Origin of the sequence: Paenibacillus sp. EC2-1, from assembly GCF_049311625.1 — a bacterium.
Classification (GTDB): Bacteria; Bacillota; Bacilli; order Paenibacillales; family Paenibacillaceae; genus Paenibacillus_AQ.
This window is the reverse complement of sequence record NZ_CP186006.1, coordinates 1,477,750-1,492,310: the sequence shown is the minus strand read 5'-3', so window position 1 is coordinate 1,492,310 and position 14,561 is coordinate 1,477,750. Positions and strand designations below refer to the sequence as shown.

The following is a 14,561-nucleotide window of genomic DNA, read 5'->3' as shown; positions in this document are numbered from 1 at the left end:
TCCCTAGAATTAAATATCTCGGTGAAGCAGGGCCGCAGCCTCAGACATGACCTTTCCAATACGATCTGCGATAAGCAGGCCTGCGCGATGATCATACGGTGTAGGATCTGCATTTAAGAGTGCTATTTTACTGCCATGAAAATAATTCACGAGCTCTGCCGCTGGATGCACCGTCAACGACGTCCCTCCAATAATTAATAGGTCGGCTGTTGATATTTCCTGCACTGAACGCATCAGAATTTGCTGATCTAGCTCTTCTTCATATAAGACGACATCCGGTTTAATGATGCCACTGCAATCTGGACAACGAGGAACCGTCTCCTTGATTTGCATAATCTCTTGCAGAGAATAAAACCTTGAACAGTCCATGCAATAATTACGATGGATAGAGCCATGCAGCTCAAGAACATTTGTACTCCCTGCTGTCTGATGCAGGCCATCTATATTTTGTGTGATGACTGTCTTAAGCTTTCCTTCCTGCTCAAGTTTTGCTAACAGGCTATGACAACCATTCGGCTTGGCATGAGGATGCAGCATTTTACTGCGATAAAAATCATAAAACACTTCGGGATGTTCCATAAAAAACGTATGGCTAAGCAGTTCCTCCGGAGGATACGGAGAATGCTGCTCCGTCTGATAGAGCCCTGCAGCAGACCTGAAGTCTGGTATACCACTCTCAGTCGATGTACCTGCTCCGCCAAAAAAAACGATATAATCACTCGCTTCAATCCAAGTAGCTAATCTTTCGATTCTTTCCTTATTCTCCACTCTACGCACCTCCGTACAGCACCATAAAATAACAAATCTATAGGATTACACTAATATCATTATAATCAGAGATCACAACATCGGCATCTATTAGATGCTCTCCACCTTGCTCTCCAGGGTAGATTCCAATCGCCATTGCTGTGCCTGCTTGCTTAGCCATCTGCATGTCACCGTTACTATCTCCGATCACGACAGTTTCATGTTGCCCTAGTCCAAGCTTTCTGCAAGCCAGCTCCACCATTTCAGGATGCGGTTTGCTGTTCTCTACCTGATCACGGCCTATAACCACCGAGAAGTACTGCCCTATTCCCATCCATTCTAAATGTTCCAATGCAGCTTCGGTATGGTCTGAAGTGACAACAGCCATTTCGATAGAAGCTTTCTTGCAATGTTGTAAAAACGGTTCCAAGCCCGGCATCGGAAGGGCCGGTTTATCCTGCCTTATATGATACATCGCATTTTTCGTAATTTGATTGACTTGTACGATTGCTTCATTCCAAGGCATACCAGCTGCATAAAGATGCCATGCCAAAATTCCTGTGGTTTCCTCTACACTCCCCATAGAAAGCGGTCCTTGAACATCATAATCAAGTATCTTCCCGTCAGTGCCATGGACTGTCCCAAGCACTTTGTCTCGGGGTACTACAAATCCCGCTCCCATAAGGGCGAGACGCTCTTCCATGAACTTCAGAACATAGTCAGCAAAGCCGCCCCAGAGCGCCATAAAATGAAGCAGAGTACCATCCTTATCGAATAATACCCCCCGGCACGAGGATGAGCGTCCATTCACCTGAATAATTGGCAAGCAAAATCCCTCCCTTTTATTCGATGATACTCTTTCTAAATAGAAATGTCTCCTTTTTCTTCCTCCATATGTGAGGTCTTAAAACAGAGGTCTATCTTTTCAACAAATACTTGGATAGTCGATACTTCGACACATTTGAAAACGTTGACAACACCTGACTTTGTGATTTAAATCACCTATTTAAAACTTTAATAAGAGTAATTTTAAATTGTAGATGAAATTAACAATCTCAACAGAGAACTAAACTATATAAAGGCCCATGTTCCAATAATCAGGGCCACGGGGGGAAACCATGAATTACACCATAGAACAGAAGGGAGAAACCTTCTTTCTCAACCTACGTTTCATTCTAATCGTTACCGTGTTTATAGGAAATGCGATAGAACCCTTAATTACCCGAATGGACAGTCTTCACACGCTATACCTGTGGATTTTTTCATTCCACATGCCTCTGTTCGTTCTCGTAACCGGGTATTTTGCCAAAAAATCGATGACTGGTAAGCAAGGTCGTGATGTACTGCTTCAGATCGGTTTGCAGTATGTTATCTTCCAAAGCTTGTATTCCATATTGGATGCTACTGTTTTTCATGTAGAAGATATTCATCGCTCTTTCTTCGCTCCATACCTTCTATTATGGTTTCTATTCAGCCACGCATGCTGGCGCATGCTGCTTATGGCAATGAATAAATTAACAGCAGCACAGCAACTTCTCATTGCCGGCTTACTTGGCGTGTTCGTTGGTTATTTGCCTGTTGATGGTGTTTGGTTAAGCATTAGCCGAACATTTGTCTTCTTCCCATTTTTTATAGCTGGTTATCATTTTTCTTTCGAAACATTCAGCCAGCGCTTTAAGCCATCTATAAAGCTCATTTCGGCTTTTCTCTCGCTGCTACTACTGCTTGTATTTAGCCTCTCAGGTAACAAACTGAATGTAGGCTGGTTTTACGGTAGTTTAACATATATGCAGCTGGGACAAGACGCCTGGTATGCTGGCGTGTTCCGAGTTGCCACATATGCGCTACAACTCATTGCATCGGTGGCATTTCTCGCCTGGATCCCCATGACTGTGGGTCATATTACGGATCTGGGTCGCCGTACATTATACGTATTCTTGCTTCATGGATTCATTATTCGTGTAGCTGATTACAGCGGATTGCATGAATCCATCACAAATACGAGTGGAGCAGCACTTCTAATTATAGCGGCTATTCTATGCACAATCTTGCTTGCAAAGCCTAGCTTTAAGAAGCTTTTCCACCCCATTATTGAACCATCTGTAGAAGGAATTCTAAGACTAGAAAAAATTCCAATGCGTCGTTTCTTTGTCAGATAACCCCACTGAATTACCAATCTTTAGTCGTTTTTATTGTTTCATTACAAGTTTCCTGTGGTAAGTAAGTCATGCGCACAGCAAAAAGCGACTGAGAAGGAGTGATTTGTGATGGCACCTAACAGTAAGAATGGAAAAATGTCTAGAGAAGAGGCCGGTCGTCTTGGTGGTGAGGCTACTGCAAAAAAACACAATCGTGAATTTTACCAAGAGATTGGTAAAAAAGGTGGAAGAGCCACATCAAAAAATCATAACCGTGATTTTTATCAAGAAATCGGTCAAAAAGGCGGAGAAGCGACTTCCCGTAATCATGACCGTGATTTCTATCAAGAAATTGGACGTAAAGGCGGAAAAAAATAACTTATCTCATATAAAGAGGTCTGCTCCTACGATAAGGATCAGATCTCTTTATGTTATTACGCTAGGCCTTTTTCCTCATTACACTCATGAAATCGTATAGAAAAACATACCTTTTTATGATAGACTCATATACAACCTAAACGTTCATTACGGATACCCGGCTACTTTGCCGGTGAACCGCGATAAAGCGCTAGTAAATCTAATTTTAAGAGATCTGGGGGGAACCGACATCATGACAGCAAAAAAAATGCGTTCAGACATGATTAAAAAAGGTTTTGATCGGGCACCGCATCGCAGCTTGCTGCGTGCCGCCGGCGTAAAGGAAGAAGACTTCGGCAAGCCATTCATAGCGGTATGTAACTCTTATATCGACATCGTTCCAGGCCACGTCCATCTTCAAGAATTCGGTAAAATCGTTAAGGAAGCGATCCGCGAAGCTGGCGGCGTACCTTTCGAATTTAACACCATCGGTGTAGATGATGGTATTGCCATGGGACATATTGGTATGCGCTATTCATTGCCAAGTCGTGAAATCATCGCAGATTCCCTGGAAACTGTCGTTTCAGCTCACTGGTTTGACGGCATGGTATGTATTCCGAACTGTGACAAAATCACACCAGGTATGCTAATGGGTGCTCTACGTGTCAACATCCCAACCATCGTTGTTAGCGGTGGACCAATGAAAGCTGGCGTTGATAGCAATGGACGTAAATTGTCTCTGACTTCTGTGTTTGAGGGTGTAGGTGCTCACCAGGTCGGTAAAATAAACGATGCTGAGCTGCTTGAGCTGGAGCAATACGGTTGCCCAACTTGCGGTTCATGTTCAGGCATGTTTACAGCTAACTCCATGAACTGTCTCTCTGAGGCATTAGGTCTGGCTTTACCTGGTAACGGCACAATTCTTGCTGTTGCAGATGAGCGCAGAGATTTCGTGAGACAGTCAGCAGCTCAGCTTATGAACCTCATCGAAATGGATCTTAAGCCACGTGATATCGTAACCCGTGAAGCTATTGATAATGCATTTGCACTCGATATGGCAATGGGCGGATCAACCAACACTGTTCTTCATACGCTGGCTCTTGCTCATGAAGCAGGTATTGATTACCCACTCGAGCGTATTAATGAAGTTGCAGAGCGTGTACCTTATCTGTCCAAACTCGCTCCTGCCTCCGATTACTTTATCGAAGATGTGCATAACGCTGGTGGCGTAAGTGCAGTACTTCATGAGCTTCTAAAGAAACCAGGTGCTCTGTTTGGAGACTGCATTACCGTTTCAGGCAAAACACTTGCCGAGAATGTTGCGGGATGTGAAATTCAAGATACCAATGTTATTCATACGCTTGATAATCCTTACTCCGAACGTGGAGGTCTGGCCGTTCTGTACGGCAACTTGGCACCTGAAGGCTCCATCATTAAAGTCGGAGCAGTTGATGCTTCCGTTGGCGGTTATCACAAGGGACCTGCAATCTGCTTTAACTCCCAAGAAGAAGCGCTGGAAGGCATTGCTAATGGCAAGGTTAAAGAAGGCCATGTCGTTGTCATCCGTTATGAAGGTCCTAAAGGTGGACCAGGAATGCCTGAAATGCTTGCTCCTACCTCCCAGATCGCTGGAATGGGTCTTGGGGCAAAAGTAGGCTTAATCACGGATGGTCGCTTCTCAGGTGCATCCCGCGGAATCAGTATCGGTCATATTTCTCCAGAAGCAGCTGAAGGCGGTCCTATCGCATTCGTTGAAGATGGAGATATTATCGAACTGGATCTAAACAACCGTGTCATTCAACTCGAAGTAAGTGAAGAGGAAATGGCGAAGAGACGTACGGGATGGAAAGAATTCGAACCTAAAGTGAAAACAGGTTATTTAGCCCGTTACTCCAAGCTCGTTACCAACGCAAGCTCCGGCGGCGTATTGAAGATCTAATATAATTCTTTCATCAAAATAAAAAAAGAGGATGCCCTAGGTCGTTTGACCGTTCCGGGCTCCTCTTTTTTGGTTTAAGAAGACAATCCTTGTGATGCGCTCGATATAGGCAGATCCGTTAACTCATGTTCCTCTACTACGTTATCACTCTCCGTGACCCGATAATGCCGATTATGCTTCTCCGCGTATCGTTCAATTAATACGTCAACTGGCATAATTAGCATCTTAGGTTCAAGTAACTGACTCCCCTGCTTCAATCGGGATTGGCCTTTAGGATGAATAACACTTAATAATACCTTAAGATAAATACGCGTAGAACTTGCAAACCACCCGGATGGCAGATCTTGAACTTGAAATCCAAATTGCTCTGGACCACGAGAAATCATCGTAACTCCATATAAACCTTTAACATCCACATACTCAGGTCGTTCCAGAACCATATTGGCGAGTGTAGGAAGATCCTTTTGAACAGCCCGTATCATCTGAATGGCAAGTTGCATTTCTGATCGGGATCGACTTCCGATATGGAATAGTTTCTTATTATCAAAATGAAGTTCTAGTACTTGATCTCCTTTTTCAAGACGTGAGCCATCTTCCAAAATCACAGCTTTACCTTGATAAGCTCTAGCACGGAAATGGAGCATGGGATCTTTCGGAGATACCGTCTCAAGCCGGAACATCAAATGAAATGCCTTCTCCCATAAGAGCCATAAAGATACAACAATCCGTTTCACAATAGACACTTGTGCATTCTTGGATTTTCTCTCTTGCTTAATCATGTCATCGATCCGGATACTTCTAAGATTCTTTCGTTTCGCTTCCTCCAAAACCTGTTCCAAAGCGATTAACATTTGCGCTGGTGCTTCCGGATTTGCACCCATTGTATTTCCACAATCATGTAAGAGCATAACTTCCCCAGCTTTTAGCTTTCGAAGCATCCGCATCGCGAGCTTGTCAGACCCTGTCTTAGTGCGCCAATCTCCAAACATAGAGGACCATAATACAATGCGGTATCCACTGTTCTTAGCAAAATCAAAAAGATTCACGATCCCCCACGGTGGTCGATAATAAGTCGGATGCTCACCCGTCATCTCATAGATAATGTCATCCGTCCGTTTCAATTGCATACGAACTGTTTTGGGACGCATCAGCCAATTTGATTTATGAATGTAGTTATGAATTCCAATCAAATGACCTTCTGCATAAATTCTTCGCACCACATCCGGATATTTCTCTGCATGGGATCCAACCAAGAAAAAAGTTGCCTTCATTTCATATTGTTTTAGCAGGTCAAGCAGCATAGGAGTATAAACTGGATCAGGTCCGTCATCAAATGTCAGGGCAAATTCATGATTCCCCGTTCCTCTGCGAAACACTCGAAAACCAAAAATCCGGGTAATAAGCCCAGGAATAAAGGCATAGAAAGATGAAATATAAAATAACCAAAGCAGTAATGTCTGCATGCCAACTCCCCGCTTTTCTTTTTCTTTGGCAATACACTATTTATTATTTTATCATAGCAAATAAAGAAATAGGCGTTTTTTTCTGAAATCATGTACAATGGTAACAATTATAAAATTATAGAAGGAGCCGATCAAATCCTATGCTTCCCCTGTACAAAAAATATTGGAGAACATTCTTCGATATCGCAATGATTGTGCTGACGGTATACCTAGTTATGTATGCCTTCAGCAAGTTATATCAGATAGCAGCTCCCGTATTTTTATCCTTCCTTGTATTCTTTCTTATTGAACCAATCGCCCTTTTTTTTCACCGTCGTGGTCTACCTAAGACATTCGCTGCAGCTATCGCAGTCTTACTATTTTTGTTAATCATTTTAGGTGTTTTATTCGGTGCAGGAGCGCTTATTGTGTCACAATTCATGCAATTGCAGGATAATCTCCCCTATTACACAGAGACCCTTCAAGAACAGTTCGCATCTTTAACTAGTTATTTACAGACTAAGTTGGATGCCCTGCCTCCTGACATGACTGCAAGGTTAAATGGATATTTCCAAGATATTACGAATTTTGCGCAGACAGTGCTCGGAAGTTTTCTCCACTACATTATTGGGTTCATGGGTTCTTTCACAACCTTTATAACCAACTTTGGTGTAGCGATTATTCTTGCCTTTTTCCTTAGTTCTGAAATTGGAAGCTGGCGTAAGTTCGCCAAAGAAAAGACGCCACGCACCTTAAAAGAAGCTTTTCTCTTTTTGAAAAATCATGTGTTTACTGCAATCGGCTCTTATTTGAAAGCACAATTAAAGTTGGTTAGCATTACATTTGTTCTGGTGTACATAGGTCTGCTTATTCTTGGAACAGGAAATGCGTTATCACTAGCACTTATTAGTGCAGCCTTTGATATTCTACCGCTTCTCGGCGTTCCAGTTATTTTTATCCCGTGGATCATTTATCTCTTTGTTATTGGAAATGCGAGCCTTGCAGTCGGACTCATACTCCTACTTGCGGTCGTGATGGTAACCCGTCAATTACTTGAGCCTAAAATAACAGGGGAATCGATCGGTGTTTCCTCAGCCTATTTAATGTTATCCTTCATGATCATTTCGCTATCCATATTCGGAGTGGCAGGTCTAATCCTATCACCGATTCTTATGATCCTGCTGAAAGAACTACTCCAACAAGGTTACCTTCAGCGTTGGATAACGCTTCCAAAAGAAGAGTTCGACGTGTCTCCTTTCGAGATGGGACCGAAGGCAGATCAGCCTTCATCAGATTCAAGTGAAGCTAACAAATCCATGACCTGACCAAACAATTTCGTGGCGTCATGCTTACTGTTAGGAGTCACGTTTTCAACAAATACTGATACTGCATAACGAGGTTTTTGTACGGGGCCGTATCCCACGAACCATTGATTGTTTCGGGGGTGGCCTTTTTTTATTGTCTCAGCAGTACCTGATTTCCCTGCTACTTTCCATATTGTATGTTGAAGTCCACGTCCTGTACCGTTAAGAACGACTTCCTCCATCCAGTTTAGAAGAGTATGAGCGGTTTCCCGGGAAATAACTCCTTCATGTGTTGTCCCACGCATAGGATCTAAAGTCTGTACATTTTGTCCGTTCGCATAAGATATTTGACGGATAATTCGTGGCCGAATGGTCTCACCGTGATGAAGGAGTGTTACAATCAAATTCGCTGCCTGAAGCGGTGTAACCGCCGTATCTCTTTGTCCTATGGCTGTCTGCACTCTGGCACCTGAGTCGGCTGGATCCATATTATTGGAGAAAATAGCTCCACTCTCTTCATGATCAAATGGCTTCAACACCGGAAGGCCTAATATATTCTGTGCCTGCCATCCAATCGTTCTTCCTAGCCCGAGTTTTAGTGCTGTATCAGTGATCTGTCCTGAAGTGAGTCGTTCAGCTAAACTTGCGAATACAATGTTACAAGAATCAGCAAACCCCTGATGTACAGTAATTGTGCCATGCCCACCTTTCTTCCAACAGGACAACCCATACTTACCGTACTCACCGCTACAGTGAAAGGTCTCCTTACTTGACAACAAGTTATTATCTAAAGCAGCTGCTGCCGTTACAATCTTGAAAATCGATCCAGGGCTTGCCCCCTTCAGCGCTTTATTCTCCCATTCCCCGACCTGTGGATGTATCTTCTCTGGGTTATAAAAGGGGCGAGACACCATAGCCAATACATCACTGTTATGGGCATCTAGCACTACAACAGCCCCTTCTTTCATGCCAGCTTGTTCTGTGAGTTTCTCAATTCTTTTCTGAAGCTCATAATCCACCGTTGTTGTAATCTTCAAAGGATAGTATGGATTGCTCTCTGCTTTCACCATTGGCTTCATCTCTTGGTTTATTTGATTTCGTCCATCTACAGGGAAATAAACAACAGTTGGACCCATTCCTTGAAGAAGAGTATCCAGCGTCCGTTCCAGTCCGCTTGTTCCTTTTACCCCCTCATACTCACGATAGAACATATTCTCTTGGCGTTGTCCCGATATATAGCCGAGCCACTGCATACCCGAATCTTGATCGCCGTATCTTTGTTCGTATGGTAACACCTGAATACTTGCAAAGTTCAATGCAGATATTTCCTTAATCTGTTCTGAATCCAGTGCAAGTGGAATGGATGCTCCTCGGTCATGCCATAGCATTGGTTCTTTCAAACCCGTCCAAATTTTCTTTAAATCTGCTTGATCTGTTTTTAGTATATGTGCCACTCTCAACATAGAATCATTCCGTGTTACCTCATTTCCTTTTCCAAAAGGAAATAAAACCGCAGACCAGATTAATTTACCCGTCAAAGGTATCCCATTACGGTCCAAAAAATGCCCTCGTCCTGTATCTAAAACGAGACCCCGTTCACGTTGCAAGAGAGAATTTTCAAGTAAGGTATGTTTGCTTCCAGGAGGTTTTTGATTCTTCATCACCAGTTGAACCCATGCTAACCGGAAGACTAATATGGCAATTAACATAGATAGGATTATCCATCCAATAAATATTCGTTTATGCCATTTTCTCTGCTGGTTAACCTGCATGTTGATGCCTCCTTTTCAATCTTTAACTATTATCATTCCCCCTCGAACATGATCACAATCGTGTGCTTCTGAGACATCATAAAAAAACTTGCTTCTCCCTCGGGAGAAACAAGTTCTTAGATTAGGACTATAATGTGAATCGAGAAAGTGTTGCTTTCAATTCATTCGAAACATTCTCAAGCTTACTAGACAGGTTAACGAGCTGATTGCTCACACTCTGCTGTTCATTACTTAACGACGCAACCTCTTCAGATGTGGCTGACGATTCTTCTGCAACAGCGCTAACGTTACCCATTGCCTCCGAAAGTACATTCTGCGATTGATTCAACCCTTCAATGGACTGTGTTACGAAATCAAGCTTTTCTATAAACTCGCCCATCTGCTGCTGAACAGAATCAAAAATATCATTTGTTTCCTTAACGGAATCCATTTGAGCTTTAAACAATGGATTCGCATCGACCAGCACCTGTACTGTTTCATTCATTTCGTTCATAATGCGATCTGTTATCTGGCTTACCATATCAATGGATTGACGAGATTGGTCAGCCAATTGACGTATCTCATCAGCAACTACCATGAACCCGCGTCCAGCAGCACCTGCTCTGGCAGCTTCAATTGTAGCATTCAGTGATAGAATATTCGTCTGTTTCGTAATATTCTGCAATACATCCAGTACCTTTACTACAGAAGAAGTCGTTTCCTTCAATCCATCAACCTTACGCATCATCGCACGAGTCATATCCTCAGTCTGATGTGTCTTGTCCAATAGATTGTTCAGATGTTTTGTACCTCGTTCACTTGAACTTTCAACATGACGAGCGGATACACCCATCTCATCATTAGCTGTCACAACAATTTGCATCTGCTTCGATATATTCCCTGTAAGATCGCTACCACGCTCGGCTTCAACAGCCAAGCTGCTAGCACCATTCGCAATTTCCTCTGTAGCAACAGCAATTTCCTTCGCTGATAATGCCGTTTTCTTAGAAGCATCACTCAGCTCTGACGCGGTGTTTAATACTTCCTGAGCAGTATTGTTTGTCTGTTGAACAAGCCCTGTAATTTGTTCCATCATTTCATTGAAGCTGGCCGATAACTGGCCAATTTCATCCTTGGAATGATGTGATGTACGTACATTGAGGTTCCCCTTTGCCCCTTCTTTCATAAGCAAATTCAGCTTGCCGATTGGACGAGCAATCATGCGAACCATCCATATACCAATCAAGACAGCAATCACAGCGTCAGCAATCGCTGCCCACAGTGTAATCGTTAGGATACCATCTGCATCCTTCGTTAGTTCCTCTGTCTGAATTGTACCGACCAATCTCCAATCATTCAGTGAGAGAGTGTTGTATACGGCAAGTATATCTTTTCCGCTGGCATCTTTAGGAGTCAAACTTCCCGTTTTGTTCTCTGCTGGCTCATTCTTCATGAATGTCATACTGGACTCTGTTCCGTCCAATTTGGAGTCATTAGCAGCTATAATCGAGCCTTCCTTCGAAATTAGCTGAAGTTGACCTTCCGATCCAAGATTAATGCCACGTAGATGGGTATTAATTACCGAAGCATTAAGTTCAATAATAAATGTATATGTATCATTCAAGTTATTCATCGAACTAAGTGAACGCGCAATCGAGAAATAAGTAGCCGATTGGTCCACTTCAGTTGGAACCCAGTAGGATTTTGCACCCTTTTTAACGTTAACCATCCACGGTTTAGAGAGTACTTCCTCTAAATCTTTAGATGTATTTCCCGTTACAATCATTGTATCTTTCTTAGGCGGAATGATGTAAATAGCCTTAATGTTTGCATCCGTCGTAATATGACCTGCTAATTTGTCTCGGATTTCCTTGTCTGTTGCAAATCGATCATAATCGCTCAACTTATTACTTGTATAATTCGTTAGAAGCCTCTGAAGCTCTTTTTCATAGAAAATTTGTCTTCCTAGATTCTCATACTTATCTAAAATAATATTGATCTTCTCGGATGTCTGGATGATAGTCTGCTGATTAGCGTTAGCAGCATTCTTCTTAATTGTATCCTTGGCTTTGCTGTAAGACATCAATCCTAGAACAACAACAAATGTAACAATAGCTACAAAGAAGATTAAAAACAATCGTATACCGACCGAGTTAGCAGGATTAATCTTCATTGACTTTGCTGCTTGAACCCTTTCAGCCCATTTGGATGACCCGTTAGGCGCCCCTTTCGAACCGAATGTAAACCCTTTTGATCTATTACTATCTACTTTCGCTTTCTTATCTTTCTTAGACTTTTTCTCTTTCTCTTCAACCTCACTCATTTGCTGTTCACCCACCACAAATCATTTTTTAAATCCATTACTTCTTATTTCGACATATGGGTATGATTTCCTTTGGGTTTTTTTAAAAAAATAATTCAAACGACCTAGTTTCATTGTCACAAAAAAAAGGAATCCAATCCCGAACGGGGTTTGGATTCCTTTTGATGAAAGGTTTAAACATGTGATGTTAGGCTTTTCGACCTAATCCACAAGCAGGAAATTATTATTTGCGTTTACGCATCATATCAAAATGCTTAACGGGCTGATCTACCTTTATCCAGACTAACTGCAAAGGATGGCGAGCAGCATCCAGAACATGACCTTCTTTGTCTGTAATTGTACCCACCTTCTGCTTAAAGAAAGTTCCGTTCGGTCCGAAGAATTCAATCTCCGTGTCTGGTACGAAGTGATTACGCTGCTGAATTAGAGCCATACCCTTTGTAGCATCGTAGTCCATGACAAGACCTGCAAAATCATAAGGAACTGCTTTATCTTCAGGCTCATAGATATGATCCTCGTGATCCGGAGTGTCATAGAAGAAACCTGTGTTCAATGGGCGATTTGCCGCCTTGTTAAGCTCCTCGATCCATTCTGGTTTCAAGACATAGTTGTCGGGATCTGCCATATATGAATCGATCGCTTGACGATAAACATTCACCACAGTTGCAACATAATGAATAGATTTCATTCGTCCTTCGATCTTAAAACTATCGATACCCACTTCAATTAAGTCTGGAATATGCTCAAGCATGCATAGATCCTTGGACCCCATTGTAAATGCATTATCCTGAGGCTGGAACAATGGAATCTGTGTCACTCCAGGCTTGAATGGACTAGGTACTGCCGATGATGAATCAAGTTTCACCTGCTCTTCAGATACCCAATTTTCTTCCCTTGCATCTTCGAACAGATCATATTTCCAACGACAGGATTGACAGCAACCACCTCGGTTGGAGTCACGATCTGTAAAGTGATTGGAGAGAACGCAGCGTCCGGAAAAGGAAGAGCACATCGCACCGTGGATAAAAGCCTCAATCTCTATATCCACGTTATTCTTAATCTGAGCTATCTCCTCTAAGCTGGTCTCTCGACCAAGAACAACACGCGGCAGACCTTCTTCTTTCCAGAACTTAACAGCCTGCCAGTTCAGTGTAGATTGTTGTGTGCTCAAATGAACCTCTAGTTCAGGTACTGTACGCTGAGCCACCTCTATAATTGCAGGATCAGCTGCAATTATAGCAGCGATGCCCGCCTCATGCAGGCTACGTAGATAATTTTCAATACCCTCAATATCCTCATTATGAACATAGATATTTGTAGCCACAAATACCTTAGCACCATACCTTTTGGCGAATTCAACGCCTTCCTTCATTTCTTCAAAGCTGAAGTTGTCGGCATTCGAACGTAAACCATATTTTTGTCCACCGATATAAACGGCATCTGCTCCATAGTGGACAGCAAATTTCAATTTCTCCAAATTGCCTGCCGGTGCGAGTAGCTCCGGCTTGTCCAAGCGATAACGCTTGCCTTTATAAGTTGGCTGAACCATAGCTGCCATCTTTGTTCACTCCTTGTTTTTACCGACTGAACTAAAGAAGTTCATTCTTATTAAACTTCAATCCATTAATAAACTTGCTCTTTATAGAAGAATCCGAATGAAAGCTCTCTTTCGGGATCCTGAAGCTTACGAATATCATCGAGCCAATCTTCACTAAACGCATAAGATTCAGGATCAGCTGCGTATAGATCAATCGCTTTACGATAAGCACGAATGACAGCGACGTTGTAGTGACGTGGCTTAAGTAACGTCTCCACTTTAAAACTGTCGATACCTGCTTGCATTAATAGATGAAGGTCTTCTAGGATACAAATATCATCTGAACTCATAATATGTGTACCATTCACATCTTCATATATAGGATATTTTTCATCCGCACGTTCTGCCTCGATCAGAAATAAACCTCGTTCCTTACCTAAGCTGCCTTCCGTTACAGGCCGCCCTTGATGCTTCATATAGCTATGAACCAATTGGCGCTTGGAATGATATATATTCGTCATGCCATGAATCTGGACCTGTGCTTCGATCTCTAGGTTCGGCTTCATTTCCGTAATCTCATCCATATTTAATTCACGGGCCAAGATGACACGAGTTGCACCCTTGCGTCCCCAGTAATTCGATGTTGAATAGTTCGTTGATGTCATTTCAGCATTCCAATGAAGTTTAACCTCTGGCGCGAATGACTTTACAGCAGATAAGACCGATGGATCATTAAATTCAACGGCATCCACTCCGATCTCTCCAAGCACCTTAACATATTCAGTTAATTGTTCTAGAAGATCGTTGGTCATTAGATTGTTCAAGCTTACATAGATTTTACCACCAGCAGCATGTACTAGGTCAGTCGATTTACGGATATCCTCCAGCGTCATGCTACCAGGCAATCTCATCCCAAATCGGTCATCGCCAACCAATACCGCATCTGCACCAGCATCCAGATAAGCTTGTACATCATCCAGAGTTCCCGCGGCTACCAGAAGCTCAGGTTTATTACACATTACA

At 42.6% G+C, this 14,561-nt stretch carries 11 protein-coding genes; 4 read left to right on the top strand and 7 right to left on the bottom strand.

The window, feature by feature from the left end:
- Positions 1 to 9: 9 nt before the first annotated feature.
- The gene (locus tag ACK8P5_RS06985) at positions 10 to 768 is read right to left on the bottom strand and encodes an NAD-dependent protein deacylase (protein ID WP_422660235.1); all 759 of its coding nucleotides are present in this window, start codon (positions 766 to 768) and stop codon (positions 10 to 12) included.
- Positions 769 to 805: 37 nt separating this feature from the next.
- Complete coding sequence (locus ACK8P5_RS06980) at positions 806 to 1,573, bottom strand: HAD family hydrolase (RefSeq protein WP_422660234.1); 768 nt, start codon at positions 1,571 to 1,573, stop codon at positions 806 to 808.
- Positions 1,574 to 1,865: 292 nt separating this feature from the next.
- Between ACK8P5_RS06980 and ACK8P5_RS06975 the strand changes: the two genes are divergently transcribed.
- From ACK8P5_RS06975 to ilvD, 3 genes are all read left to right on the top strand, one after another.
- Positions 1,866 to 2,906, top strand: a complete 1,041-nt coding sequence (locus ACK8P5_RS06975) for an acyltransferase family protein (protein ID WP_422660233.1) — start codon at positions 1,866 to 1,868, stop codon at positions 2,904 to 2,906.
- 108 nt (positions 2,907 to 3,014) lie between these two features.
- Positions 3,015 to 3,263, top strand: a complete 249-nt coding sequence (locus tag ACK8P5_RS06970) for a KGG domain-containing protein (RefSeq protein ID WP_422660232.1) — start codon at positions 3,015 to 3,017, stop codon at positions 3,261 to 3,263.
- A gap of 232 nt (positions 3,264 to 3,495) precedes the next feature.
- Entirely contained in the window at positions 3,496 to 5,181 is a 1,686-nt protein-coding gene (gene ilvD / locus ACK8P5_RS06965; RefSeq protein ID WP_422660231.1) for a dihydroxy-acid dehydratase, read from the top strand.
- A gap of 74 nt (positions 5,182 to 5,255) precedes the next feature.
- On the opposite strand, the gene ACK8P5_RS06960 is transcribed toward ilvD, so the two are convergent.
- A complete protein-coding gene (locus tag ACK8P5_RS06960) occupies positions 5,256 to 6,644 on the bottom strand; it encodes a polysaccharide deacetylase family protein (protein ID WP_422660230.1) in 1,389 nt (462 codons plus the stop codon).
- Positions 6,645 to 6,784: 140 nt separating this feature from the next.
- On the opposite strand from ACK8P5_RS06960, the gene ACK8P5_RS06955 reads away from it, so the two are divergent.
- A complete protein-coding gene (locus ACK8P5_RS06955; RefSeq protein ID WP_422660229.1) occupies positions 6,785 to 7,948 on the top strand; it encodes an AI-2E family transporter in 1,164 nt (387 codons plus the stop codon).
- Here ACK8P5_RS06955 and ACK8P5_RS06950 read toward each other — a convergent pair.
- From ACK8P5_RS06950 to ACK8P5_RS06935, 4 genes are all read right to left on the bottom strand, one after another.
- Positions 7,903 to 9,699, bottom strand: coding sequence for a peptidoglycan D,D-transpeptidase FtsI family protein (locus ACK8P5_RS06950; RefSeq protein ID WP_422660228.1), 1,797 nt, complete (start codon positions 9,697 to 9,699; stop codon positions 7,903 to 7,905). The two genes, ACK8P5_RS06955 and ACK8P5_RS06950, sit on opposite strands and share 46 nt — an antisense overlap.
- 127 nt (positions 9,700 to 9,826) lie before the next feature.
- Positions 9,827 to 12,001: a methyl-accepting chemotaxis protein gene (locus ACK8P5_RS06945; protein ID WP_422660227.1), complete on the bottom strand. Its 2,175-nt coding sequence runs from the start codon at positions 11,999 to 12,001 to the stop codon at positions 9,827 to 9,829.
- A gap of 223 nt (positions 12,002 to 12,224) precedes the next feature.
- Entirely contained in the window at positions 12,225 to 13,559 is a 1,335-nt protein-coding gene (locus ACK8P5_RS06940) for a peptidase U32 family protein (RefSeq protein ID WP_422660226.1), read from the bottom strand.
- Between the two features lie 65 nt (positions 13,560 to 13,624).
- Positions 13,625 to 14,557, bottom strand: a complete 933-nt coding sequence (locus ACK8P5_RS06935; protein WP_422660225.1) for a peptidase U32 family protein — start codon at positions 14,555 to 14,557, stop codon at positions 13,625 to 13,627.
- Positions 14,558 to 14,561 lie beyond the last annotated feature (4 nt).

What these genes read in the sequence shown, in the direction of transcription:
- ACK8P5_RS06975 (WP_422660233.1), top strand. Translation starts at nt 1,866, where the DNA reads ATGAATTACACCATAGAACAGAAGGGAGAAACCTTCTTTCTCAACCTA.
- ACK8P5_RS06970 (WP_422660232.1), top strand. Translation starts at nt 3,015, where the DNA reads ATGGCACCTAACAGTAAGAATGGAAAAATGTCTAGAGAAGAGGCCGGT.
- ilvD (WP_422660231.1), top strand. Translation starts at nt 3,496, where the DNA reads ATGACAGCAAAAAAAATGCGTTCAGACATGATTAAAAAAGGTTTTGAT.
- ACK8P5_RS06960 (WP_422660230.1), bottom strand. Translation starts at nt 6,644, where the DNA reads ATGCAGACATTACTGCTTTGGTTATTTTATATTTCATCTTTCTATGCC.
- ACK8P5_RS06955 (WP_422660229.1), top strand. Translation starts at nt 6,785, where the DNA reads ATGCTTCCCCTGTACAAAAAATATTGGAGAACATTCTTCGATATCGCA.
- ACK8P5_RS06950 (WP_422660228.1), bottom strand. Translation starts at nt 9,699, where the DNA reads ATGCAGGTTAACCAGCAGAGAAAATGGCATAAACGAATATTTATTGGA.
- ACK8P5_RS06945 (WP_422660227.1), bottom strand. Translation starts at nt 12,001, where the DNA reads ATGAGTGAGGTTGAAGAGAAAGAGAAAAAGTCTAAGAAAGATAAGAAA.
- ACK8P5_RS06940 (WP_422660226.1), bottom strand. Translation starts at nt 13,559, where the DNA reads ATGGCAGCTATGGTTCAGCCAACTTATAAAGGCAAGCGTTATCGCTTG.
- ACK8P5_RS06935 (WP_422660225.1), bottom strand. Translation starts at nt 14,557, where the DNA reads ATGTGTAATAAACCTGAGCTTCTGGTAGCCGCGGGAACTCTGGATGAT.